This is a genomic window from Dyadobacter sp. NIV53, from assembly GCF_019711195.1.
In the GTDB taxonomy this organism is placed as follows: Bacteria; Bacteroidota; Bacteroidia; order Cytophagales; family Spirosomataceae; genus Dyadobacter.
Genome location: NZ_CP081299.1, coordinates 5,755,589 through 5,781,432 on the forward strand (window position 1 = coordinate 5,755,589; position 25,844 = coordinate 5,781,432).

The following is a 25,844-nucleotide window of genomic DNA, read 5'->3' on the forward strand; positions in this document are numbered from 1 at the left end:
ATTTCAGCTATGTCAGTTATATTAACGGAAGCAGAAGCAAAAGCATTATTACAAAAAGTACTGAGTTATTCCAAAGCAGATGAATGCGAAATTAATTTGCTGGGCGAGCAGCGTGGTAATCTGCGGTATGCAAGAAATGAAGTCTCAACAAGCGGGCAACTGATCAACCAGAACTTATCCGTTCAATCATCTTTTGGCAAGAAAGTCGGTATTGCAACCATTGATGAATTCAGTGATGAAGCTTTTGAAAAAGTAGTCAGAAGATCGGAAGAACTTGCCAGGCTTGCTCCTGAAAACCCTGAATTTGTAAGTGTTCTGGAACCTCAGAAATATCTGACTTCCAACGGATTTTTTGATACAACTGCCGCAGCAAATCCCGATTCCCGTGCAACAGCAGTAATGAAAAGCCTGGAATTGACCCGTTCCCAGAACCTGACAGCAGCCGGATTTCTGGAAAATCAGATGGGTTATACTGCCATGATGAACTCCAAAGGTTTATTTGCCTATTATCCAAGTACGGGAGTCAATTTTTCCCTGACTGTCAGAACACCGGACGGGACCGGTTCGGGTTATGTAGCTAAGGGATACAGTGATATCAGCAAACTGGATACCGCTGCGGCAACACGGATCGCCATTCAAAAATCAATGGGCTCGGTTGGTGCAAAAGCATTGGAACCCGGAAAATATACGGTCATTCTGGAACCGACTGCCGCTGCTGTTTTACTTGAAAATATCTTCTTCAATCTGGACGCAAGAAGCGCAGATGAAGGCCGTTCGTTTTTGAGTAAAGCAGGAGGAAAGTCTAAATTGAATGAGAAAATCGTGGATGAACGCGTAAATATCTATTCAGACCCGACTAATCCTGATCTGCCATCTTCGCCCTGGTCGGGTGATGGTTTGCCTCAGGAAAAATTAAACTGGATTGAAAAAGGAGTGGTGAAAAACCTGTATTATTCGAGATACTGGGCACAAAAAAACAATGTGAAGCCTGTCGCTTTTCCTGGGAATATGATCATGGAAGGAGGAAACGCTACTCTGGATGAAATGATCAAATCGACCAAACAGGGTATATTGGTAACAAAACTCTGGTACATACGTGAGGTAGATCCACAAACCTTGTTACTCACCGGATTAACCCGGGACGGTACGTTTTATATTGAGAATGGTAAAATAAAACATCCTGTCAAAAATTTCCGCTTTAACGAAAGCCCGGTCATTATGCTTAATAATCTTGAAACATTAGGCAAGCCGGAACGCGTTGTAAGTACTGAGTCTGACAGGAATTATATGATTCCTCCCATGAAAATCAGGGAGTTTACTTTTTCGTCACTATCCGACGCTGTTTAGTATTCTGGTAGGGGACACAGAGCTGCACAGGGTTAAAAAGAGAGCCACAGAGAAATATTATTTTTGATACAAAAAAAGCGAACAGGAATTTTTCTTTAATCTCTGTGTCCCTCTTTTTTTGCCTCTGTGGCTCTCTGTGTAATGTAACACAAATGAAGCCATTTTTTTTACACGCATTCAATATACATCCGGCAATTGGGATACTGACCAGCGCATGCCGTCTAATATTCTGCATTCACTGGTAGAATATACGACCATACCCATTGATGAAAAGGAAAAAGTGGTGCAGCTCAACAGTAACGAAATTTTCAAAAGTCCTTTCTGCTATTTGAGCGGACACAAACTGGTGGAGTTCTCAGCTCAGGAGCGGGATCATTTCAAAAGATATGTTCAAAACGGCGGATTTGTACTGGTTGACGATTGCAACCATGACATCGACGGGCTTTTTGCCAAATCTTTTGAACAGGAAATGGAAAGGACTTTCGGGCCTAAGGCATTGCAAAAAATTCCCAATAATCATCCTATATATAATTGTTTCTTCAAATTTGAAGACGGGCCACCGACAACTTCTTTTGAACTGAATGGCTGGGGAGATGATCTTGTTCATGATTATCTCAAAGCTATCATTATCAACGGAAGAATCGGTGTTTTGTACAGTAATAAAGATTATGGCTGCGAATGGGATTACGATTTTCGTAACAAAAGATTTCTGGCGGTGGATAACACCAGATTCGGAGTAAACATAGTCATGTATGCATTAACTGCTTGATTGTAGTGTAGGTTACACAGAGGTGTACTGAGTTAGGAGGAGGGCCACAGAGAAAATTTTAAAAAATAAATTTTAAACAAATGAAATTTTCTTTGTTATAAAAACCTCTGTGACCCTCTCCAAAACTCAATGTATGTATATGTAACCTTTCCATAAACCATAACTAAATATTGGAAACACAGGAATTAACCTATTACAAAACGCTGGTAGCCAAGCTGCCGTTTCTTAAAAAAGAAATAGCCAAAGTGATCGTCGGTCAGCAGGAAGCTATTGACGAAATATTGATTTCCCTGCTTGCGGGCGGACATTGCCTGCTTGAAGGCGTACCGGGACTAGCCAAAACGCTGATGGTAAAAACCATGTCGGAAGCTTTGCACATGAGCTTTAAACGGATACAATTCACACCTGATCTGATGCCGGGAGATATTGTGGGAACAGAAATCCTGGAAGAAGATCATGAAACGGGGAAGAAGTTTTTTAAATTTAACCAGGGGCCAATATTTGCAAATGTGGTTCTGGCAGATGAAATAAACCGGACACCACCAAAAACTCAGGCTGCCTTATTGGAAGCCATGCAGGAAAAAAGTGTGACTTACGGCGGAACCAATTACGAACTGCCCGGCCCGTTTTTAATTATTGCCACGCAAAACCCAATTGAACAAGCCGGTACTTATCCACTACCGGAAGCACAGCTGGACAGGTTTTTATTGTATATCAAACTGAATTATCCTAACGAACAGGAGGAACTGGATGTGCTGAAAGCGACAACCGGGACATTCCGCCCGACAATAAACCGGATACTGACAGACGAGGAAATTGTTGATCTGCAAAAACTGACCAGACAGGTTCACATCAGTGAAGAGTTAATCAGCTGGATCAACAAATTGGTACGAGCCACACGGCCCGATGGAAGTCCGTCCGAATACGTAAAGGAATGGTGTGACTGGGGAGCCGGGCCGCGAGCAGGACAGGCATTGGTGTTATGTGCGAAAGCAAGAGCCGTTTTAAATGAAAGATTTGCAGTGATTCCGGAAGATATCCAGCATCTCGCATTTCCTATTCTTCGTCATCGTATTGCCATGAATTTCAGGGCAGAAGCAGAAGGTATTACGACGGATCAGGTGATTGGCGATTTGTTGAAAATGTTAAAAACAAGGTAGGAATGGTTTCAGCACTAAACGTGCTTATGTAACAAAATATATCAGGATGGTAAAAACCAACGGATTACTGGCATCAAACTTAATCAAACTCAAAAACCTCCAATTGACCGGCAGGCTTGTGAGTGAGGAGCTGATGTTGGGAATTCATTCCAGTAAGCGGTCGGGGATCGGTGTTGAATTTGAGCAATATCGTCATTATCAGCCAGGAGATGACCCTAAACGCATTGACTGGAAACTATTTGGCCGGACAGATAAACACCTGGTCAGGGAATCTTCCACGGAAAGTGACCGGCAGATCCGTTTTGTTCTCGATCTTTCCGGTTCAATGAATTATGCTGAAAATGGAGTAAGCCGGTTACAATATGCACAGGTCCTGCTGGCTTCGCTGGCCTATTTGTGTTATATCCAAAATGATCAGATGAGTTTGTACACTTTGCAAAATGATTCGATTCAAACTATTACTGCCACCGGCGCATCTTCATCAGGCAAACAGGCGTTTCAGAAAATACTGGTCGGACTGGAAAAAACAGTGGCCGATGGCGAATGGAAAACGGGTTTAAATGAAGAAATTAAATTTCCGGAATTTCAGCAGAAAGGAAAAGAACAATTTATTTTCGTAACTGACTTTTTACAGGTAGGAGAGGAGTGGCTCAAAATGATTAAATCACTTGCAAATCCGCGTCGTGAGATTGTTGTTTTTCAAATACTTGGAGACCAGGAAATTGATTTTAATCTTAAAGGATTTTACCGGTTTAAGGATCTCGAAACAGGAAAAGAAATTGAGCTGGATGCAGAATCAGTCAGAGATAAATTCAGGGAATCTGCAGGTTTGTATTTTGAAAAATTAAAAGCAGAACTGCAAATACCGAATGTACATCTGGTTCGTGCAAAATTGAGCGATCCGATCGGGATGGTTTTGAAAATATTTTTAACCAAACGCAAAGGATAAATGGAGTTTTTGCAACCAGCTTTGCTTTGGGGCTTTTTGGCGGTAACAATTCCGGTTGTGATCCATTTCTGGTATCAGAAAAAAGGAAAAACAATCGCCTGGGCAGCTTCACAATGGCTTATTGATAAAACAAGTTTACAGAACCGGGGTTTACGCCTGGATGAAATTCCGTTGCTTTTAATCCGTTGTTTGCTTGTTATCCTGCTTGTATTGTTATTGAGCAAACCTATTGTAAACTGGTTTAGGTCAAGTCCGTTAACTGAAAAAATTCACTTGGTCGAACCTGATAATCTGCTTGTCAGCAATTTTCGTTTTGAACTGGAAAATGCAATAAAGAAAGGTGAAAAAATTTACTGGATCGGGGCAGAAAAGCAGGAAGCAAAAGATATTTCGGTAGTGCCAAAACAAAAAGATGTTGAATTGTATTTGCAAAAAAGTATCAGCAGAGTAAGTGAAACGGGAAAAGAACTGAACCTGTATATCAGTTATAACCAAAAACTGGCCGGGTTGCCTAAAATATACGTACCGGGTTCTTTTAAACTTTTTTCCATTATTGATTCAACCCTTAAAGCCGCTATATCTTATCTGGATCTTGGCAACGGGAAAAAGCTTTTTGCAGATCGGAATCCGAACGGAGTTGTACAACTGAAAGTTACAGGTGTGACGGATAATATTCCTGCAAGCCAATTTGCTTCTGAACCGGTTCATAAAGGAAAAATCCAGGTATTAATTGATTATAAAAATCCGGCTGAACAACAAACTGTTCAGGCGGCTATGCTTGCATTGGGTGAAGTTTATAGCATTCCATTTGTCATTGATCTTGCTAAAAAAACGGATATTAAGTACGAATGGATTTTTACAGATCAAAAAATGATGGAAACTAATCCTGGAACATTATATTTCATTCGAAACGATAATGCGCGTCAGAATTTATCAGAAAATATCATTCCAATTCAGGATTCATTACGTCTTTCAACTTCTGAGCTGGTTCAGAACGGAGCAGTGCCCGAATGGGTTGGAAATATTTTGGTTGCACATTACAAGTTAAACGAAGATATCATTCCATTAAGTCAGCAACAGCTCAATGCGCGGTTTATAAGCGTAAAACCTGTTGCAAACCAAAATGCCAACAAGATTTATCAATGGCTTTTGCTATTTTTTGTGATCACGCTGATTGTTGAACGTTGGATTGCTTTAAGAAAAAATACCAGTCAGACTTATGCATGAATTAAAAAAACTGGTCCGTTCCGTTACCGGCCATCTTAATGCTGATGCGGTTATCAAATTATTGCTTTTGACTATATCAGTCAATATACTCGTTTCAGCTTTTTCGGGTTCTGAATTTATAGCATCTGCTTTGGCTGCTATTGTCACATGGACTTTGGGCGCTAAGGTGACCGGTATTTTTCAAAACAAAAAACCCAAAGCAATTTCGCTCATCCATGAATATGTTGGTGAAACAGAATACAGCCTTCATTTACTGGAAAAAAATGAACTGAACCTGGCTGAGCAATTACAGTTGGAAAGACTTCAGTTTAACTCAAATGATGTAAAATTTCCATTTTCCAAATTATATTCCGGGATGGGTTTTTATATCGGGCTGCTATTGTTTTCTGTGGCTTTTTCGTATGTTTTTCCCAAAATCAATTTTGGTTCAAAAGACAGCAAAACAGTCGAAAAAATGGAAGGTAAAAAGAAGAAACCTAACCTGCTTGTTGCTCCTGCTTTCGAATCTGTAAAGGTTTCAGTGAATCCTCCGGCTTACACAAAATTGCCAAAAAGACAATCTTCGGATTTGAATGTTACTGCAATTGCCGGTTCAGTTATTCAATGGAATGTTTCTTTCAGCCACGATCAGAATTTATCTGTTCATCTTGTCAATAATCGTGGAGAAGAGGTTTTGTTTAAAAATGCAAACAGTTCTTTCACTTACAGTGACCGTCTGACCGGCTCCGGGCTCTATTCAATTAAGGCATATTGGAAAGATTCTGTCGTGTATCAATCTGATTTTTACAGGCTGGAAGCAACCCCAGACCTTGCTCCTAAAATAGAACCGGAATCCAAAGAATTGTATAAATACCATTTACTGAAAGATAGTAAATCATTCAGGATCGCAGCTAAAATTTCTGATGATTTTCGGGTTAAACAGGCATTTATTGTAGCTACTGTGGCGCGTGGTTCAGGCGAAAATGTGAAGTTCAGGGAAATGAAATTTCCGTTGGCTCCCTCCGATTTTAAGGAAGCCAATTTACAGAAAACCATAAATCTGAATGAGTTGAATTTCACTCCTGGCGATGAATTATATTATTACTGGGCTGCAATTGACAATAGACAACCCGATGCAAATTTCAGTAAATCAGATACTTATTTTTTAGTTTATAAAGATACAGCGCAGATTGAAGAATCGGAACTGGCTACCATGGCAGTGAATATTATACCTGAATATTTTCGCAGTCAGCGGCAGATCATTATTGACACCGAAAAACTAATTGCAAAACGAAAGAAGTTGCAGAAGAAGGAGTTTAATTCTGTATCCAATGAAATCGGATTTGATCAGAAAGTATTACGGATGCGTTATGGACAATATCTGGGTGAGGAAACAGAAACAAGTATCGGCGGACAGGGAGGTCCTCCTTCCGGTGATAGCCACGCCACCGGAAATATTCTGGACGCCTTTACGCATAAGTCTGATGGTGAGGGAGAAGCCGCAGAGCGAAGGGCTTCGGAGCCTGTTCACAAGGAGGAGCATGATGACCACGCTCATGGACAGGACGGTGACTCCAAAGATCCTGTGGCGGCATTGATGGAGCAATATGTACATGCACATGATGATGCCGAAACCAATACTTTTTATGAACAATCTACACGAAGCCTGTTGAAAATGGCATTGGAACAGATGTGGCAGTCGGAATTGCATTTACGTATGTATGAGCCGGAAAAAGCCATTCCTTTTGAGCATAAAGCGCTGGAATTTCTCAAATCTGCTCAGCATAAAGCACGCGCATTTGTAAAGAAAAGCGGCTATGATCCGCCTCCCATCAAGGAAAAAGAAAAACGCCTGAGCGGGGAATTGACCGACATTAATACGAGCCTGAATTCTGAAAAAATATTTGATCAGGTTCGTACAGAACAACTTTCAGCAGAAGTGCTGGGTTACCTGGAATATCCCAAACTGAATAAATCACAGCAAACTAAGCTACAGCAGGCAGGTTCGTTATTATCAGAAAGACTTATGAAAGGCAGTCTGCAAAACTGGCCGGTGATTGGTTCTCTGCAAAAACTGGTGAGTGGGAAAATACTTTCTTTAAAAGAAAAGCAGCAATTGAAAACTGAACTTTATAAACGTACTGATCATACGGAACAAAGCAAACAGAGTTATTCCAGTGAGAAAAAACTGGAAGATGCTTTCTGGAAAAAAATCAGGTGACCGACTTTACAAGGCTGGGCGTCCCCATTGAAAACCTGGAAAGTCTGATACTGGTAAAATTTATCTTGAATAATTAATACATGATCCAATTTGATTTTGACTGGTCGGAGCCGGTAAACCTAATCTTACTTGCACTTTTAATTGTACTTCTTTTCGTGCAATTGTGGCTGCTTGTATTCAGGGGCCGGCAAGTATTTACAGGAAGATCAGCAGTTCGCCTGGGACTAAATTTACTGCTTTGGATTGCTATTGCAGCCTTTATATTTCAGCCATATTTTAAAAAGGATTCTGTATCTGTGCATGCACTTATTGTTGGAAAAGACGTTCCTTCTGATTTTGCAGCGAAATTAAAAGATAGCCTGAAAACAGCGGAAGGTTTGGATTTCCCTAGTTTTAGACAGGGACGCCCAGCCATGGAAAATCTTCGTCGCAGTAACATTGATACACTATTTCTCGCCGGACAAGACTTTGAACCAGCCCTTTTCCAGGCCTTAACACAAACGGAAGAACCTCCAATTATCAAATGGATTTATTATTCCGCAGTGGATCAGTTGGGAAACCTGAAATGGAAAGCCATTTTACGAAAAGGAGAAATACAGAGTATACAAGGAAATATAGAATCGCTAAAAAAGCAGGTTTTAAAATTGCGTTATGGGAGCCAGATTTTAGATAGTACTTCACTATTTATTGGGCATAACAAATTCAAATTATCGTTCCCGGTTTTCGGTCAGGGAAGAATGTCAGCGAATTTGGTTCTGGATAATAAAACAATAGATACAATACGTTTTTTTGCCCGTCCAAATGAACCGCTGACATTTCATGTTATAATGGATAATCCTGATTTTGAAAGTCGAAACCTTGCGAACTGGCTTGGTAAAAACGGGCATTCAGTGGTTTATACAACTACGCTTTCAAAAGATATTAAGAGTAAACTGACGATCAACAAAGCGAAAGATCCGGATGTCATTATTACCGGCCCGGATAATGTTTCCAATGCACAGGTAAAAAAACAACTTGCAAATGGCAAGAGCGTATTATTTATTAATCTATCGAACCCGGTTTCTGAAATTGCTGCCGTCAATGCTGCATTGGGAACCAAGTTGCAAATCCGTAAAATTTCCAACGAAACCGCCATTACAATTTCGCCAGAACTAACCGCTTTGCCTTACCAGTTTGTAACGTCGAATCATTATTTACCTGTTGCCAAATATCCTATAGCTATTGAAAAAATGAGTGGAAAAATTGGTGTGAGTTTACTAAATGAAACTTTTCCCCTGATATTAAACGGCGATAGTGTTACTTATCAAAAAGTTTGGAATTCCATTCTGGCATCATTACACCCTGCAACCCAATCGAATGTAGATATGAAGGCTCCGATATATCAAAATCTTAATACAGCAGTTAACATAAACAACTTTACAAGCTTTCCAAAATTTCTGAAAATGGGTAACGACACGCTTTTTCTTACTTATTCTCCACTGAATAACCGATCAGCTAACGGATGTTTTACACCCACAGAATCAGGGTGGAACATATCACCGGATTCATCAGGAATTGAATATTTTGTTGAAAATGAAAATGATTTGAATTTAGATTTCAACACGGAAAAAATGAAGGATTTTGTCCGAACTTATACTTCTTTACAGGCGAAATTAGCTACTGCCACAATTGGAACCGATTTTGTGGCAGATAAAGGAATTAAAAAGAAATTTTCCGATTGGGCCTGGTTTGCAATTGTAATTGGTTGTATTGTAGGGGCTTGGGTGGAGGGTAAGTTGTAGAAGGGGAGGGATAATAAGAATTTATAATATAATTCAAATCAATAATTTTAACCTTTCAGGTGCGGAAGAAATGAATTTTTTACTTCCCACAATGCCACTGTCAATGACATCTTCGACAAGAAGACGAGGATATGGTTTAGACATACATTATTTCCGATTCTATTGCCTGGAAATATTTTTGTTTGATTCCTTTTCTTGAAACAAGGTCAACGTTTTTTCTGATTTTATTTTCAATAAAATTTGCCAGATCCACGAATTCAATACCAACTGGCTCACTGAAATCAACAATAATATCTACATCACTGGCATTTGTAAAATCATTCCGGACTATCGAGCCAAACAAACCAATAGAACTAACATGATATTTTTCAATCAGTTCTGGCTTTAACTGAGCAAGAATGTGCTTTATGGTTGTTGAGTCGGTCATGAAATGTTTCGTTTAGAAACCCTTAATTCTCAAAGCTAAGTATTTTGATTGAAAATTGTAATTTGCAGATTCACAACTCATCTTTTATGAAAATCGCCACGTTCAGTACGCAGCATTACGATCAGGAATATCTCAATCAATTCAATACCGGACATGAGATCACTTATTTCAAAGTACCATTGAATGAACAGACGGTGGTTCTTACCAAAGGATTTGATGCCGTTTGTATTTTTGTAAACGATCTGGCGAATGAAGATGTATTGAAAGTTTTAGCTGAAAATGGAATTAAACTCGTTGTGTTGCGTTGTGCCGGATTTAACAATGTGGACATTGAAGCAGCTAATCAGTTGGAAATTCCTGTCGTTCGGGTGCCGGCTTATTCGCCGGAGGCTGTGGCTGAACATGCCATTGCGCTGATCCTGACACTTAACCGCAAAACGCACAAAGCATATAACCGTATCCGCGAAGGTAATTTTTCATTGGAAAAACTGATGGGTTTTAACCTTCATAACCGAAAAGTAGCCGTTATTGGAACCGGTGCAATTGGCAAAGCTTTTTGCAGGATTCTGAAAGGGTTTGGTTGTAAAATTGCAGCTTATGATATTTATCCTGATCCGGCTTTGCTGGAAGCCGGTATAATTTATGGCACACTGGAAAAAACACTCGCTGATGCGGATATCGTTTCCCTGCACTGTCCGCTTACTGAAACTACCCATCATTTGATCAATGAAAATTCACTCAAACTTTTCAAGCATGGCGCTATGCTGATCAATACCAGTCGCGGCGGATTGATACATACTGCTGATGTGATAGAAGCCTTGAAAACCGGACAGCTTGGTTACCTTGGGTTGGATGTTTATGAACAGGAAGGCAATTTGTTTTTCCGGGATTTTTCTGAGGATATTATTCAGGATGATCTTATAGCCAGGCTTATTTCATTTCCAAATGTTCTGATCACATCGCATCAGGGCTTTTTTACAAAGGAAGCCATGGAGCAGATCGCAGTAACAAGTTTTTTAAATATTGATGCTTTTGTGAATGGGGAAGAGTTGGTGAATCAAATTAGGTGATTAAGAGACTTGAAATAAAAACAAAATAATGTTAATCAAATTGTTTAATTTTGTTTATTAAAATTAATGTTTTTGTTATCTAAATACTGGATATATGTTGCAAATTGTTGAAAGCTATATTGAGCTTAAAAAGAATATGGCAAATTTGATTAATAAGTCCGGCTATAAAAATTCATTTTTAGCTGAACAAATAGGAATTCCGGCTCCAACTTTCAGTGTGAAAAAGCAGCGGGGAAATTGGACAGAAGTTGAAATCAAACAAATCCTGTCAATAATTGAAAATGATAAATTGGAAGATTATTTTATGATCGAACTAATGGAGTCTGCAAAAGATGAACCCAGTTATCCTGTTTCGCAATTAAAAGCGGAAATGGGATGGAAGTAAGGTATAAGTCAAGATTTAAAAAGGCCTTATTGTCTACACCTAAACATATTCAGGAAGCAGTTTTTGAAGTCATAACGAAACTGGAAGTTGCTGACACTATTGACAGTGCTCATGTGGATTATAAACGAATGGAAGGCCAAAAAAAGAGCACTAATTATTTTCGAATTCGAATTGGCCAATACAGGTTAGGTTTGGAATATATCAAGCCCAATATTATGCTTATAACAATTATGATTCGTGGTGATATTTACAAATCTTTTCCTCCTAAATGAAAACTGCTAAATTTTTGATGGTTGATAACGGTGCAACCAAGAACGCATAGGCCTCAAGAAATGGATCCGTCTTTGATCATTGCCTGAATCCCTTCCAAAACTGCCAAAAATGGAAGAAATAAGCCCATCACAATACAGGTAATCGCAAATGCCATAAGACAAACTAAACCGAAGATAAATTTTACCAGGAAGACCATATAATTACTGCTTTTTTTATCAAAGAGCAGTTTTACAGGTTTTTGGTTGCAATGATGGATTGTTAATTTTTGTTAAGGATTTTAGGAGTTAAATTATAATATTACCTGCCGCAAATTCCTGTAAAATCACAATAAGTACAGGTACTACGGTCATCCGTTTTACGGAACGGGATAGCAGGATCCAGCATGTCATTGAGAATGTCTGTAAGCATTTCCTCCGATTTCGAAATGAACTCCGCTGGGTTTGGTGCAACGGTTAATTCGAGCGGATTGGCAATTAAATTTTTAGGATCACGGAAAGAGTAAAAGCCGGATTTGACAGGATAGTTGCCAAATTCATAAGTATGATCCTGTAAAATCAGGCCGTTTTCATCCTGCATTTTGCGGTACATCAGGTATTCATACATCCAGAGCTGACGCACATATCCCATTTTTCTGTCCGGATCAGTTTTTAAAATAACTTCTCTGAGGTCTGGATCTGCCAGTTTCTGTTTTGCGAAAATATCCACGCTGCCGGTTTTGTAATCCATTACCAATAATGCCCCTTCTTCGTCGAGCTCAATGCGGTCAATTTTCCCGCCGATGTTAACCGGAGTGATATCTCCCTGCAAAACAAGTTCGATTTTTGTGCGTAAAGGTTGCTCGGCAGCCAGGATTTTTCTTCTGGGTTGCCGCTCCATCTGATGTTTCAAAAACGTCAGCATTTGCTGTTCACCGATCTGATAATAAATCCGGTTCAGGCCAAGATCTGTTACATAACCACGGAATAAAGTGTCAAACTCTTCTTTCAAAACTGTTTTAATTTCGTCAACCGAAGGATCAGTGGCTTTTAGGAAATAATCCTGGTCGAGGCGTTCCAGGCAACTATGCAGCCAGGTTCCTATTTTGTCCATTCCCAGTTCTTCTTCCACGTCTTCTTTTTCCTGCACACCCACAATGTGTTTCAGGTAAAACTGCATGGAACAGCGAATGTATTCATTCAGATGAGTTGGATAAATGCCCTTTCCTGCCAGATATGATCGGATTGCAGCTATCATACCTTCATCTTTTTTTATCCATTCGTCCAGTTCTTCACGGCGGTTCGTTTCCAGCACAACTGTTTTATTCTCAATATTAATATTGGGATTGTATTGTGACAGCTCATATTCTACCTGCTGAATAAACCGGCTTTTTTCCCCACCGCCAAACGCATCATTTGTACTTGTATAAAGTATATGTACTTCCGAAGCACGTTGGAGCAAGTGATAAAAGTGATAGGACATGACCGCTTCCTGATGCTGGTGCGTGGGTAAACCTACGGCTTGTGCGGCATCAAATGGTATCAGCGAATTTTGCCGCTTCGCTTGCGGAAGAACGCCTTCGTTGACTGATAAAATAATCACTCTTTCAAAATCCAGCGCACGGGTTTCAAGCATTCCCAAAATCTGTAAATCACTGACCGGCTCACCACTGAAAGGGATCTTGGTTTGCCTGATCAGTTCAAACATAAATGAACGCAACGTTTTCAGTGTGATCACTTCTGTTTGTTCGTCCAGAGTTTGTTCAAATTGCTTTAACAGTGTGTAAAAAAGATATAAATATTCAGTTTCGAGCGCGTTTTTATAATCTTTATATACTTCCCGAAGCAGGTCAATCAGCTCATAAAATGCATGTAAAACTACTTTTGCATTGTTTTTTGGCCAATGTGTAAACAATATTTTAAATAACGGATGTCCGTCGCTCAAATCTATCAGGTCATCGGAACTCAGAAAAACACGGTTGTTCCCGGTTATATCCCACAACGTTTTTTGAATGATCGTCTGCCCATCCGCTTTTGGCTTCAAAACCACATATTCATAATGCCGGATAAACGGATGGTTCAGGATTTTAGAAATGGATTTATGGCTGAATTTTGGAATACGGATTGTTTTTCCACTTTTGTTCTTGAACTCAATCACATTTTGCTGTAATTCGAAAATGCTGTCTATCAATGTATATAACAACGAACCACGAAGCGACAATCCCATTGTAATATTAAAATCCGTAATACCTTCATCCAGGGAATAAAGCATGGGAAGCAACAGATTTTCGTCAGCCAGCACGATGGCCGTAAGAACGGGTTCTCCGGGTTCGTCGAGCAACCGCATGGATTGGTAAAGCTGTCCGGCTACTTTCGTTTGCAATGTCGCATTAGGGACACCGTAAAAAGTAATGTTCTTGTGTGAGGTCAGTAAATGATCCGTCGTCCAGTTCCATGAAGAGCCAAAGCGTTTATCATTCTGATATTCCCTCAGGCTTTTACCAGCTTCTACACCAGTGTTTTCATGCATGTAATATTTGTCAGAATCCCATAGCGATTCCGCTTTTCCGGCTTTTACAAGAGTTGTAATAATTTTCTTTTCAGACTCTGTCAGGGCGTTGAATCCGGCAAAATATATTTTTTCGTAATCTGTTCCGGAGATCAGCAACGTGTCTACATTTTCAGCAAGCTGGCGGTAAGCCATGCCGCGGTAAGCTTTGTTTTTTTGTAAAAGCCGTTCTCGGAAATTGGCATAAACTTTTTTTATATTTTCAAATAAAGAAAAATACTGTTTGGTACCACCGCCTTCCGTTAGTGTTTTACCAGACGATAAATTTTCCTGCCACCGGGAAATCGCTCTTGCTTCGGAAAGGTAGTCGAACAAATAATTTGTATTGACGAGATACTGGTCAATTTTTTCAAGATCGCTCAATAATACAGAGGCCCATCCCATAAAGCGGTCAAACTGTAAATCATGATCAATTTCTTTGAATGTTTCATACAATTCAAAAAGCAAATGAACCGAATCTTCAATTTCCAGCGTACAAATTCCTTCCACAAAATCATCTACTGCAAAAACCGCCGGGCTCATTGTAGGCTGGGAAGCAGCATTGGCCAGTTCCTGCATTACAAAAAAAGCTGCACGTCGTGTAGGAACCACGATACAGATCTTGCTCAGATCAATCGGGTGATCTTTTAAAATATGTGCTGCTACAAGTTGAAGGAATGTTTGCATTCAGTGTTGGTTTAAACGCGGAGTCAGGAAGTGCGGTCCGCCGCGCGGTATTGCGCTGAGTTTCGCAGGGGTTTGATGCAGTTGCAATTCTGGGATTCAATGCATCCGGTCTCCTCTTGGTTTGAGTGTTTTTATAATTTCTGCTTCGGCTTGAAGCAATTCTTTCCAGCGTGTCCTAACGTTTTCATGCGGTAAATATTCTTCCGCCAGTTCGATAAATATGCGGTAATGGCCTGCTTCCGAAATCATTAATTCGCGATAGAATTTTTGTAGCGATTCATCTTCCAATGATTCTGATAACAATTTAAACCGTTCACAGCTTCGGGCCTCGATCAGTGCACAAATTAATAATTTATCCAAAAACGATTCTTCGTAATCACCTTTATTTCGAACCAGTTGCAGCAGTTTTCCTACATATTCGTCCTTCCGCTGACGTCCGAGAGGAATATTTCTTTTCTTCAATTCTTTAAGTACGCGTTGAAAATGTCCCCATTCTTCACTCACGATCGGCGTGAGCGTTTCCACCATTTTGGCTTTCTCCGGATAATGGACGATGAGTGTGATACAGCTGGAAGCTGCTTTTTGCTCACAATATGCATGATCTACCAGAATGTCGCCAATCTGCATAGCCGCAATATCGACCCAGCGCGGATCTGTGGGGAGTTCAAGGCCAAGTGTGGTGAGTGACATATTTAACAGGAATCAAAAGTTAATCAAATAATGGCCAGGTAATGCCAAATGAAAAGGCGCGCGCCTGTCCGAGGTAATTGGGTGTAATGTAATAGCCCTCAGGGAACAATTTATACTTCCCGCCCATATTCAGGTAAGACATCTGGAAAAACAACCTGACTCTTTTGATACGGATATTGGCAAAAGCATCTGTTACAACTCTCCCCGCAACCGGAGAACTGTTTTGGCGATGGAATTGCTGGGTTACAGGCATATATGCATCAGCATAATAGGTAGAGCGGTATCTTGCAGCCAATCCGAGCTGAATATATAAAACCTTGGCATAAACGAAATCGAAGGTGACCTCCCCGCTGCCAAAATAACTGGGTATTTTGATCACATTGCTATTGTCTGTCCATGAGCAATAGCCCATTCCTGCAAAATTCCATCTCTTCAAATGAGTAGACATAGTTGCGCCGATACGGTAAATCCCAAACCTTGGATCATATTGTGTTGGCGCAGCAAGCGTGTCATAATAAATATAATCTACCAGCTGATGTATCTGGGCATCAGGAACGAAGTCAATCCGTTTCGTTTTGAGTGGCAATGACGCATAAAGTGTCAGCACTTTTGTAGGGTCGAAATTATTGTTCCAGTCAAAATTATTGCCGGAATATCTTTGAGCCAGCAAGTCCGGTGCGGTTTGAATAACTTGCATACCTGCTTTTCCCCAACGTGTATTCAGTTCTGCTTTGAGGTTGTATTCCACATTGAGCGACAAGTTCAGCTCTGCTTCGGCTGTCAGGTATTGTGCCGAATCTTTAAGGTAATAACCTACCCAGGCCCCAACAATATTATCAAATTTCAAACCTGTCCGGTAAGTAAGAGAGGGGAGTCCGGTCGTATTGGCAGCCTGACCGAGGCCTTTCATTCCATACAAGCGCTGACGAACATAAGCACGGTAATTGAATTCAGAAAACTGACCTTTTATACCAAATTTATTATCGAATAATTTATAATATATGTCTTGACGGGTTTCAATAGAATCAAATCTGACAGTCCGGTAAATGCCTTTTTCTATTCCTCTGGTAATAGACTTGTCTGTATATCGGTTGATAACGTTTTGATAATCAGCCTGCTGAAAGAGTTGAAAACCATTTGCCAGTTTATATTGCTGATAAATATGAAAAACCTTCCGGCGTTCCCAGGAATTGGCATCGTCACTGATCCGTGCCAGTCCGTCATAGGTATAAGGATTGATCACACCGTCGTCGCCAGCCTCAGGAATAACACCTCCCTGTTCCCTTACTTTCTGGTTCAGATGCCGGAAATGTGCAAGAAGCAGGTATTTTTTATTTTTTGAAAAAAAGCTTGTATGTAATAAAACAGTCCAGTTTTGTCCTAAAAAGGCGGCTGAACTCAATGCGCTGTAAGTACCATATTGTTTGTTGGATGTAAGCCGTTGTGCATTTAGGCCAAAATTAAAACGGGAATGTACGTTCTGGGAATAACCGAAACGGCCCATGGAAGTTTTTTTGCCGCCATTGACAAAAGTAATGTAGGTGTACGGTGACTTGGTGTCAATATACTGAACCTCATCCTGTTTGATCGCATAAGTATCATAAGCCCTGAACCCAAGCTGTGCACCAATATCCTGACGCGGCTGGTAAAATATATTTCGCGAAGCCGTAGCTACATTGCCCAGATCCACCAGTTTACCCCAGAACTGGTCAACAGGCGACCAGCGGTGAAAATTGGTAAGTGCCGTATCGACCCGGTAACGAACAGAATCGCGGTTGTTCAGAATATCATTTTCATAATAATGCTGTGTGGTTTTAGGTCCATAAATGGCTTTTGTACTGTCGTCCAGAACTGCACCGCCTTTTCCACCACCACCTCCGCCGCTTGGCATTTTGACGCCGCCCGGTAACTGAACTTGTGCCAAAACCCTGAACTGGATAAAGATAAAGATGCAAAAAATCCAGAATTTTAAACTTAAAGCAATTCTCATAAACGAAATTGTAATGCTGCCGGTTTTAAGGAAGGTCATTGAATTTGCTGTACGATCCACTGATCAAATTCCTCTGTATCATTCCCGAAATCAACTGCAATCGGCACATATGCAAAATGACGGGAAACACCTGATTTTTCTGTAAGCGGTTTTAGCTTAACCATATCCTTTTCGGTCGTAACCACAAAAGTATCGTTTTTTAAGTACTTAATAAGGCGTTCCAGATCTTCGGCTGTGTAATTGTAGTGATCAGGATAAATTATTTCTTCTATAACGTTGGATCGCTGTTTCATATATGCAACGAAAGTATCGGGATTTGCTATACCAGCCACCAGTTTAACATTCTTTAACTGAACAGGATTTTCTGCATAACTGACGGGTTCTGCATATTTAATAGCCGAAAAATAAACAGGTATTTCCTGTCGGCTATACTTATGAATGTTAAGTATAATTTCTTCCTTTTCCTGCGTTGTCAGACCAGCCGGGCATTTTGTAACAATTACCGCATCCGCCCGCGAAGCCCCATCCCTCGTTTCCCGTAAACGGCCGGCAGGAAATGGCAGATCTTTGTAAAACGGACGACTGAAATCGCTGAGAAGTAGTTTGACGTCCTGGATGATAGCCCGGTGCTGAAAGGCGTCGTCGAGTAGGAGCAGGTTATTCCCGGGATGATGAAAATGGATGTTTTCCGCTCCTTTCACCCGGTTCTCACAAACGGCAACAGTTATTTTTTTATTGAATTTGTTAAAATACTGTAAAGGTTCATCACCTATTTCAGCAGCTGTCGAAAAACTGTCTGCGAGTAAAAACCCTTTGGTTTTCCGGCCATATCCACGACTTAGAATTGCCAGGTTGAAAGTTGGGCTCAATAAGCGTACAAGATACTCTGTAAGAGGAGTTTTTCCCGTTCCGCCAACCGTTATATTACCGACTGAAATGGTGAATTGAGCAGGTTTTTCTGAAGACAATATACGTTTGTCGTACAATAAGTTACGTATACTTGTAATCAAACCGTACAGCCACGAAAGTGGAGTTAATATTACTTTTATCCAATTTTGTTCTCTCATTCTATCTGCATAATTACGTAATTTTTGGCTAATATTGTACCCCTAAAAAATCTGACACCATAAATTATGCCTTTACAAATTGTGTTTAAACCCCATTTACTTCAGTTTAAAACGGAAGCGGGTACTTCTCGTGGGGTTCTGACACAAAAAACTTCCTGGATTCTAAAAATAACTGATTCCGAGCAGCCTGGAGTAGTAGGTTACGGAGAATGTGGCCCGCTCCCGGGCCTGAGTATTGACGATATTCCGGATTTTAAAGAACAGCTTACATCAGTTTGTGAATTATTCAATAGTCTCGATCTGGAAGTTTATCCTTTCAATTTAGCCATTATTCTGGAACAGCTTGTGCCCGAACATTTACCTTCTGTCAGATTTGGTATAGAAATGGCGCTGCTTGATTTTATGAGTGGAGGAAGACGGGTTTTATATAAAAATCCATTTTCATGTGCAGAAAAGGGCATATTAATGAACGGGCTTATCTGGATGGGATCATATGAAAATATGCTGGAACAGGTAGAGCATAAACTGGCCCAGGGGTTTTCGACATTAAAAATGAAAGTTGGGGCCATTGATTTTGAAAAGGAGCTCAGGATTCTGGAATCAATCCGAGAGCGCTTTCCGGCAAAAGATATTACTTTAAGAGTTGATGCAAACGGCGCATTTCATGCTGATGAAGCGGATGAGAAGTTAAAAAGTTTAGCCGTATACGACCTGCATTCAATCGAACAACCCGTGAAAGCTGGCCAGCATGAGCTGATGTCGCAACTTTGCGCTACGTCTCCAGTGCCTGTTGCTTTGGATGAAGAATTGATCGGGATTTTCGACTACCGCAAGAAATTTGCTTTGCTTAAAAAAATTCAGCCACCCTTCATAATATTGAAACCTACATTGCTCGGAGGTTTTCAACATACAATGGAATGGATAGAGATTGCCAATCGTTTGAAAATCAGTTGGTGGATTACTTCTGCACTCGAATCCAATATCGGTTTGAACGCCATTGCACAGTTTACTGCGAATTATAACAATCCGCTTCCGCAAGGTTTAGGGACAGGCCAGCTTTATACGAATAATTTCACTTCCCCAATGGCCATTGTTGATGGAGAGCTGATTTACGGGCAGGCGGGAGAATGGGGAATTAATTATTAAATTTATAATGATTAAGTGTTAATTATAGATTGTTATTGAAGATAGCGCGAACGTCTCTGTTCACGATCCACCGCGGTATTTACGTTTGGCTGGTCGCTGGCCTTGAAGATTAAGAAATCCATTCAACACCTTTCCGTAACCAGGCCAATGTTTCGGCTTCAGGAGAATTTTCTTTTGGTTCAAAATTATACTCCCAATTGGCTTGTGGAGGCAAACTCATCAGAATGGATTCGGTGCGGCCATTCGTTTCCAATCCGAATTTTGTTCCCCGGTCCCATACCAGATTAAATTCCACATAACGGCCACGACGCAAATACTGCCATTGCTTTTGTTCCTCCGTATATGTTTCATTGCGGTGCCTTTTCATAAAAGAAGTATAAACAGGAGCGAAACTTTCACCTATTTCCTTCACAAATTCAAATAACTGGTTTTTGGATAAATTCTGCCCGTTCCCAGTTTCATCCGGTTTCAGGTAATCGAAAAATATACCGCCGATGCCACGCGTTTCATTGCGGTGAGGAATATAAAAGTACTCATCTGCCCAGGTTTTGAAGTTGGGATAAAATTCTGAATGGTGTATATCACAGGCCGTTTTCAGGTGTTTGTGAAAAAGCTTTGCGTCTTCTTCATCCACATAATGCGGTGTAAGATCGATACCACCACCAAACCAGCAGGTTCCGTTGCTTAATTCAAAATAGCGCACATTCATGTGAACAATCGGAACGTGCGGATTAAACGGATGCATGACAAGAGAAACGCCTGTTGCCCTGAACTGAAAATCATCCGTATCATTCAGGTTCATTTGTGCCCGCAAGCGCGGATGAACTTCACCACGAACGCTCGAAAAATTAACACCGCCTTTTTCAATAACACTTCCGTTTTGTATTAACCTCGTCCTGCCACCACCGCCGGAATGATGTTCCCATACATCTTCCTTAAATATGCCTGTTCCGTCTTCCTCTTCAATAGCCCGGCAAATGTTATCCTGTAACGTTTTGAAAAATGCTTCAATGTCTTCAGCCTTCATTTTCTGTTTCTGATTGTGCCGGGCAAAAATACGATAAATCTTAAACCGGAAAGATTGTAAAATGAAAACTGAGGGAATACAGCATATTTATGAACTTTAATCTGACTGACCACTTTTTTATTAATGTAATCTTCAATAAATAGTTTGTCTGATTGTTAAACTGTTATGCTTTGAAACATACATGGTTCTTAAATAAAATATTTTCTTTGCGAACTTTTCGGACGTTAAGTTTGTCTCAATTGAGCAACAAAACTTTACCAAAATAAAGTGTCAGCTGCAAACAAAAATGGGGGTGACTGGTATTGACAGCGGGCTGAAAGTCTGTGTGTAAGCATGTCGGGAGTTGAGAGTACCTCCCGGAAATAATATTCTCAAACAATAACTGGCGAATATAACTACGCCATGGCTGCTTAATCCGGAGGATTAAACAAATGCCATCATCTCTCCAACCTACGTGCTGATGGTTGGGTTCCGGGGTGTCGCAAATCAGCGCTGGTTGAAATAGTGGTACGGAAATTCAACGAGACACCAGTATCTAAGGCTTTGACGCGGGTCCGCCGTGTACCTTGTCAGGCTCGAAAATCTAAACAAGGATAAGCATGTAGAAGGCGCAGGGTTTCCCTGTTCTGGACCAGGGTTCGAATCCCTGCATCTCCACGAAGGAGCTCATTTTAAAAAATGGGCTCTTTTTTTTATGCACAGGGTTTCCCTGTTCCGGACCAGGCGGGGCGGCCCGTGCCGTTCGAATCCCCGTCATCTCCACAAAACACCATTTCTAACAATGCGAACAGTGTTTTTCTTGTTTTCGGGACAATCTCCGGGACAACGGATACTTTTAATTTAATATACAGAATAAAAACGAAGAGTGTAACTAATTGATTTTTAAGGTTTTGACTTAAATGCAAATCAACATTTGCATCACAAAAAAATGAATTGACCCATCGTGGAATCTGGAACGAAGTCGCCGTTCTGGCAAAATGCTGAAAACCCGGCTGGGGCGGCGACATTGCAGTAATAGGATTATGTTTACCTTTGATGACAAGTCCATTTGTTATATACTGGATACACATTGCTGCTATTACCAGGAAAAATAAAAGGTAAACAATGTAAAAAACAGTAGAATTGATCATGCGGATATTTCTAACCCCGATGATCAGGTTGGATTGGAAGACGCCACATTCGAATAGTATTATGTTTCTGCAAAAAATTAAATCGGGAGAGTCCGGCGTTATGCTTTATGGCATCACGCCTCCAAAAGTTGGCACTGCAACTGAGCGTGTTTCTGAAATTGCCCAAAAAACATTGCTCCGGGTCTCAACACTGGACATTGATGGGCTTGTCGTGTACGATGTCCAGGATGAATCGGCCCGTACCAAAGAGGAGAGGCCGTTTCCATTCATCAATGCGATGGACCCCTTTATATTTGCGTCGGATTACCTGTCTGGTTTAAATGTGCCCAAGATCATATATCGTCCGGCTGGTAAATTTTCAACCGAAGAACTATCCGAATGGTTGGAAAAACTTCATGAGAGCGACTTCTATCCCGTTTTTGTTGGTATCCCGGCACCTGACTTCCCTGTAAAAACGAGTCTCGAACAGGCTTACAAAATCTGGGAAAAACACCAGAATACATCTGTGATAGGGGCAGTGACAATACCAGAACGGCACGAGGTGTTGCAGGATGAGGATGTCAGAATATTAAATAAGATGACGAGTGGCGTGTCGTACTTCATTTCCCAATGTGTTTTTAACAGCGATTATGCGAGGCGCGTGATAGAAGATTTGGCTGTAAGCTGTAGTAATAAACAAATAGCTCCTCCCACGATCATTTTTACAATTACGGCCTGCGGGTCTTCCACGACTTTAAATTTTATGGAATGGTTGGGAATTCATGTTCCTGATCAGGTAAAAGAAGAATTACTAGCGGCTGAGAATATGCTGGATAAGTCGGTGAGTATTTGTTTGGACATTGCTTCACAGCTTACAGAATGCTGTATTGAGAAGGGCATTCCATTCGGATTCAATATTGAAAGTGTGGCGATTAGAAAAGCTGAGATTGAAGCGTCGATAAACATGGCACAGGCGATCAGTCAGATGCTTACAGAGAAAGGTGTGAGAAAATCAATAATCGGAGAGAATGTAGAAATATTACCAATTCTCAGAAATCCAGCCAGTTTTTAATAATTGTTGCTTTTTCCCGGCTGACAATAATTTCCACTTCAGGATTTTTTCTCAGCTCAATTTTAAGCTTTCCGTTGAAATAATTGTGAATATGCTTAATGGAGTCTATGTGTATGATAAACTGGCGGTTCACGCGGAAAAACAATTTCGGGTCAAGCTGTTGTTCCAGTTCCTCCAGGGTTTGCGGTAATACTTCTTCAGTACCATTGGAAAGTTTCGCTTTTGTTATTTTCAATTCCGAATACAGGTATTCGATATCACTGACAAGCACGGTTTTGTAAACATCCCGAAACGGCAGAAGAAAGCGGCTGCGGTATTCTTTTTTATTGATCTGGCTTAAAATGCTTTCGATGGAAATGATCTGGTTTTTCTGTATCCTTTCTTCCGCCATGCGGAATGAATATTCGAGTTCGTCCTGCTCCACAGGTTTCAATAAATAATCGATGCTGTTCACTTTAAAGGCACGAACGGCATATTCGTCATAGGCGGTTGTGAAAATGACCGGGCAGGCTGGTTTTACTTTTTCAAAAATTTCAAAACTCAATCCGTCAGGCAATCGTACATCCATCATGATCAGGTCGGGTGCGCTATTGGCCAGCAGCCAGTCGATACTTTCCGAAACACTTTCAACAACGCCCAAAATATTTGCATCAGGCTTTACTGCCGCAATCAGCCTTTTCAGCCTGTCAGCATTCGGTTTTTCATCTTCAATGATCAGGATGTTTTTTATCATGATTTTATCAGCGGAATTGATACTGTGAAGAAGAGATCGTTGTTGGTAATCCTGGGCGTTCGGTCGGTTAGTAACAAATACCGCTGAACAATATTTTGAAGTCCAAGCCCCGGAGAATGCTCCTTTTTATGCAGGGGAATAATTGAATTTGAGACAATGAGATCCGAATTTTCTCCACTTCGGACCATTATTTGCAGCGGGTTGGATTTTAGAAATTGATTGTGCTTCATAGCATTTTCAATAAGCAACTGCAAGGTCATTGGTGGAAGGAGCAGGTTCAAATGAGCCTGGTCTATATTAATGTCAAAAGCGATACCGGTACCTGCGCGGTGTTTCAGAAGGAAAATGTAGGCCTTCAAAAATTTCATTTCCTGTTCGAGGGTAATCAGGTCTTTTTTAGAATTTAACAGCAAATACCTGTACACTTTGGAAAAATTTTCAGAATACTGATAACCAAGCTGCTGATCTTCCAGAATAAGTTCGGAAAGTACGCTGAGGTTGTTGAAAACAAAATGAGGGTCGAGCTGTAATTTTAATGCTTCAAGTTCCGCTTCGGTGGCTGCTTGTTTATGTTGTGCGGATTTTAATTTATGCTCTGTTGCTTCCAAAGCCGCGTTTTTCCAGTTCAGAATAAGGTAATCGCCCGTGTTTATAGCGCTGATAGTGAGGGCAATAAAGATACTTACCGTTAGCCATTGCCAGTACCAGAGATTTTCCTTGTTGTCGCCAAAAATTTCCGTACACTTTTCTTCCAGCAAATACATCACGATTAACTGACTGAAAATCAGCAAAACCACACTCCCAACATTGATTGACGTTTCCACTACCAACCGGCGGAGCGGCGTTTCTATCCATGGAAGTTTTTGATTTAATTGCTCATGAATCGAAATGCTCGAAACTGCTATTAACGTACAGGAAATCAAAGACAAACCCCACTCTGTGAGAATATCTGTTACAGGTCTGGCAAAATAATGAATCCACCAAACGTCGTATGGATTGAGCATGTACGTAAACACGTAAAACATAACAAATGAGAAACAAGCCAGGATGATCAGCTTGCTTTTTCTTGTTATGAATCGATTACGTGATTTTTCCATATTGGGTGGTGTCGTGCTGGCTCTCGGCAAAGTTAAGTCTTAATTACAGAACAGAATTCTGAACCAAAACTAGAAAGTAACAAGCGTACAGTGTCACAAAGATTTACTGAAACGTCGAAATGAGAGACTGAGTCGCGGACAATTGGATACCAAAACGTACTGGCGCCGCAAGGTCAATTTAGCATGAAGGCTTTTCCTACCTTATTTTAACCACAACTTTACCTTACGCGCGACCAATCTCGACACACGCAAGTACCTCTCTGGTCTGTGCGAATGGGAAGGCTTTGTCCACAACAGGTATGAGCACATCGTGGACCGGATTTGAATGGTTGGATCAGGTACAAAAAAAGACCAGTAATTCCGGTCTTTTTCATTCATATATGTTTTTGCGGTCTCCAATATCCAGCACGTCTACCAAAAGTATTTCGCCATCAATTTCATAAATGATCCGGTAATTACCGGCACGCTTGCGAAAGGTCTGATCGTAGGTTTTCATCTTTTTTACGTCCCCGGCATAGGGATCAACTGCGAGTCCTTCCAATGCATTTGCCACAAGCTTGTAATCTCGTACCGGTAGTTTTTTGATAAACTTCTGAACCTTGGCGGTAAGCGTTACCTTATACCTCATTTACCAATTTCGTGTTTTTTATCCAATTCAGCTTTCAGATCATCCCAGCTATATCGTTCGCCGGTATCGGTTTGCTTTGCTTCCTCGTATGCGATGATATCCAGCAAGTCTTCTACAAGTTCTGATTTTGTAGAGCCATCAATCACCACTCGTTTTACACGGCCTTTGGTTGTATATTCTGTTTTTATTCCCGGCAGGTTCATGTTTTCGGTGTTTATTGGTAGTAGTAAAATTAACACAAATAAATGTAAAATGATTACCGATACTCTGGAAGTAAAAACTTCATCAGCAATATAATGCAAAGACTCGTTTCAAGAAGTTTGTACAATACCATTCAACAGGTATTTTTCGCACAAAAACACTCCTTACCCACTCTCACAATACATACTGATTCAGTTTGAGACGTACTCCGTTTCAGTCGCCAAAAACTACGGTTCAGTAAAAAAATCGGTCAAATCGCATCTTTGCGGAGGTTTATTTGCATAGA

General features: G+C 40.6%; 23 protein-coding genes and 1 other RNA gene. 13 read left to right on the plus strand and 11 right to left on the minus strand.

Features of this window, described 5'->3' with window-relative positions; translation table 11 throughout:
* Positions 1 to 9: 9 nt before the first annotated feature.
* The 7 genes from KZC02_RS23825 to KZC02_RS23855 all read left to right on the plus strand — a co-directional run bounded on the left by KZC02_RS23825 (position 10) and on the right by KZC02_RS23855 (position 9,433).
* Positions 10 to 1,347 (plus strand): TldD/PmbA family protein, encoded by a 1,338-nt coding sequence (locus tag KZC02_RS23825; RefSeq protein ID WP_221390955.1) that lies wholly within the window; start codon positions 10 to 12, stop codon positions 1,345 to 1,347.
* Between the two features lie 214 nt (positions 1,348 to 1,561).
* A complete protein-coding gene (locus KZC02_RS23830) occupies positions 1,562 to 2,116 on the plus strand; it encodes a DUF4159 domain-containing protein (protein WP_229253764.1) in 555 nt (184 codons plus the stop codon).
* A gap of 170 nt (positions 2,117 to 2,286) precedes the next feature.
* Positions 2,287 to 3,276: a MoxR family ATPase gene (locus KZC02_RS23835; RefSeq protein WP_221390956.1), complete on the plus strand. Its 990-nt coding sequence runs from the start codon at positions 2,287 to 2,289 to the stop codon at positions 3,274 to 3,276.
* Positions 3,277 to 3,322: 46 nt separating this feature from the next.
* Positions 3,323 to 4,225: a DUF58 domain-containing protein gene (locus tag KZC02_RS23840; RefSeq protein ID WP_221390957.1), complete on the plus strand. Its 903-nt coding sequence runs from the start codon at positions 3,323 to 3,325 to the stop codon at positions 4,223 to 4,225.
* A complete protein-coding gene (locus KZC02_RS23845; protein WP_221390958.1) occupies positions 4,226 to 5,452 on the plus strand; it encodes a BatA domain-containing protein in 1,227 nt (408 codons plus the stop codon). It begins immediately after the preceding gene.
* Positions 5,445 to 7,652, plus strand: coding sequence for a hypothetical protein (locus KZC02_RS23850; RefSeq protein ID WP_221390959.1), 2,208 nt, complete (start codon positions 5,445 to 5,447; stop codon positions 7,650 to 7,652). Before KZC02_RS23845 ends, KZC02_RS23850 begins: the two co-directional genes overlap by 8 nt.
* An 80-nt stretch (positions 7,653 to 7,732) precedes the next feature.
* Entirely contained in the window at positions 7,733 to 9,433 is a 1,701-nt protein-coding gene (locus KZC02_RS23855) for a hypothetical protein (protein WP_221390960.1), read from the plus strand.
* A gap of 136 nt (positions 9,434 to 9,569) precedes the next feature.
* Here the strand turns inward: KZC02_RS23855 and KZC02_RS23860 are convergent, their stop codons facing one another.
* Complete coding sequence (locus KZC02_RS23860; RefSeq protein WP_221390961.1) at positions 9,570 to 9,860, minus strand: nucleotidyltransferase family protein; 291 nt, start codon at positions 9,858 to 9,860, stop codon at positions 9,570 to 9,572.
* Positions 9,861 to 9,946: 86 nt separating this feature from the next.
* Between KZC02_RS23860 and KZC02_RS23865 the strand changes: the two genes are divergently transcribed.
* From KZC02_RS23865 to KZC02_RS23875, 3 genes are all read left to right on the plus strand, one after another.
* Positions 9,947 to 10,930: a 2-hydroxyacid dehydrogenase gene (locus KZC02_RS23865; RefSeq protein WP_221390962.1), complete on the plus strand. Its 984-nt coding sequence runs from the start codon at positions 9,947 to 9,949 to the stop codon at positions 10,928 to 10,930.
* Positions 10,931 to 11,024: 94 nt separating this feature from the next.
* Complete coding sequence (locus tag KZC02_RS23870) at positions 11,025 to 11,315, plus strand: hypothetical protein (RefSeq protein ID WP_221390963.1); 291 nt, start codon at positions 11,025 to 11,027, stop codon at positions 11,313 to 11,315.
* Between the two features lie 29 nt (positions 11,316 to 11,344).
* A complete protein-coding gene (locus tag KZC02_RS23875; RefSeq protein WP_221390964.1) occupies positions 11,345 to 11,587 on the plus strand; it encodes a type II toxin-antitoxin system RelE/ParE family toxin in 243 nt (80 codons plus the stop codon).
* A 298-nt stretch (positions 11,588 to 11,885) separates the two neighbouring features.
* On the opposite strand, the gene KZC02_RS23880 is transcribed toward KZC02_RS23875, so the two are convergent.
* From KZC02_RS23880 to lpxK, 4 genes are all read right to left on the minus strand, one after another.
* Positions 11,886 to 14,798, minus strand: coding sequence for a PD-(D/E)XK nuclease family protein (locus tag KZC02_RS23880; RefSeq protein WP_221390965.1), 2,913 nt, complete (start codon positions 14,796 to 14,798; stop codon positions 11,886 to 11,888).
* A 96-nt stretch (positions 14,799 to 14,894) separates the two neighbouring features.
* Entirely contained in the window at positions 14,895 to 15,488 is a 594-nt protein-coding gene (locus KZC02_RS23885) for a tRNA-(ms[2]io[6]A)-hydroxylase (protein ID WP_221390966.1), read from the minus strand.
* Positions 15,489 to 15,507: 19 nt separating this feature from the next.
* Entirely contained in the window at positions 15,508 to 17,478 is a 1,971-nt protein-coding gene (locus tag KZC02_RS23890; protein ID WP_221390967.1) for a putative porin, read from the minus strand.
* A 35-nt stretch (positions 17,479 to 17,513) separates the two neighbouring features.
* Positions 17,514 to 18,545: a tetraacyldisaccharide 4'-kinase gene (lpxK, locus tag KZC02_RS23895; RefSeq protein WP_221390968.1), complete on the minus strand. Its 1,032-nt coding sequence runs from the start codon at positions 18,543 to 18,545 to the stop codon at positions 17,514 to 17,516.
* Between the two features lie 66 nt (positions 18,546 to 18,611).
* On the opposite strand from lpxK, the gene menC reads away from it, so the two are divergent.
* The gene (gene menC / locus KZC02_RS23900; protein WP_221390969.1) at positions 18,612 to 19,691 is read left to right on the plus strand and encodes an o-succinylbenzoate synthase; all 1,080 of its coding nucleotides are present in this window, start codon (positions 18,612 to 18,614) and stop codon (positions 19,689 to 19,691) included.
* A gap of 109 nt (positions 19,692 to 19,800) precedes the next feature.
* Here the strand turns inward: menC and hemF are convergent, their stop codons facing one another.
* Positions 19,801 to 20,718: an oxygen-dependent coproporphyrinogen oxidase gene (gene hemF, locus KZC02_RS23905; protein WP_221390970.1), complete on the minus strand. Its 918-nt coding sequence runs from the start codon at positions 20,716 to 20,718 to the stop codon at positions 19,801 to 19,803.
* Positions 20,719 to 21,006: 288 nt separating this feature from the next.
* On the opposite strand from hemF, the gene ssrA reads away from it, so the two are divergent.
* Positions 21,007 to 21,378, plus strand: a transfer-messenger RNA (tmRNA) gene (gene ssrA / locus KZC02_RS23910).
* Between the two features lie 32 nt (positions 21,379 to 21,410).
* On the opposite strand, the gene KZC02_RS23915 is transcribed toward ssrA, so the two are convergent.
* On the minus strand, positions 21,411 to 21,848 hold the full coding sequence (locus tag KZC02_RS23915; protein WP_221390971.1) for a hypothetical protein: 438 nt from the start codon (positions 21,846 to 21,848) through the stop codon (positions 21,411 to 21,413).
* A 61-nt stretch (positions 21,849 to 21,909) separates the two neighbouring features.
* Here KZC02_RS23915 and KZC02_RS23920 point away from each other — a divergent pair, with 61 nt between their 5' ends.
* Complete coding sequence (locus KZC02_RS23920; protein WP_221390972.1) at positions 21,910 to 22,899, plus strand: methylenetetrahydrofolate reductase; 990 nt, start codon at positions 21,910 to 21,912, stop codon at positions 22,897 to 22,899.
* Here the strand turns inward: KZC02_RS23920 and KZC02_RS23925 are convergent.
* The 4 genes from KZC02_RS23925 to KZC02_RS23940 all read right to left on the minus strand — a co-directional run bounded on the left by KZC02_RS23925 (position 22,877) and on the right by KZC02_RS23940 (position 25,560).
* Positions 22,877 to 23,632 carry a LytTR family DNA-binding domain-containing protein gene (locus KZC02_RS23925; RefSeq protein ID WP_221390973.1) on the minus strand — a complete coding sequence of 252 codons (756 nt, stop codon included), beginning with the start codon at positions 23,630 to 23,632 and terminating at the stop codon, positions 22,877 to 22,879. The two genes, KZC02_RS23920 and KZC02_RS23925, sit on opposite strands and share 23 nt — an antisense overlap.
* Positions 23,629 to 24,729 carry a sensor histidine kinase gene (locus tag KZC02_RS23930; protein ID WP_221390974.1) on the minus strand — a complete coding sequence of 367 codons (1,101 nt, stop codon included), beginning with the start codon at positions 24,727 to 24,729 and terminating at the stop codon, positions 23,629 to 23,631. Before KZC02_RS23930 ends, KZC02_RS23925 begins: the two co-directional genes overlap by 4 nt.
* 370 nt (positions 24,730 to 25,099) lie before the next feature.
* Entirely contained in the window at positions 25,100 to 25,357 is a 258-nt protein-coding gene (locus KZC02_RS23935; RefSeq protein WP_221390975.1) for a type II toxin-antitoxin system RelE/ParE family toxin, read from the minus strand.
* Complete coding sequence (locus KZC02_RS23940; protein WP_221390976.1) at positions 25,354 to 25,560, minus strand: hypothetical protein; 207 nt, start codon at positions 25,558 to 25,560, stop codon at positions 25,354 to 25,356. Before KZC02_RS23940 ends, KZC02_RS23935 begins: the two co-directional genes overlap by 4 nt.
* Between the last annotated feature and the right edge of the window lie 284 nt (positions 25,561 to 25,844).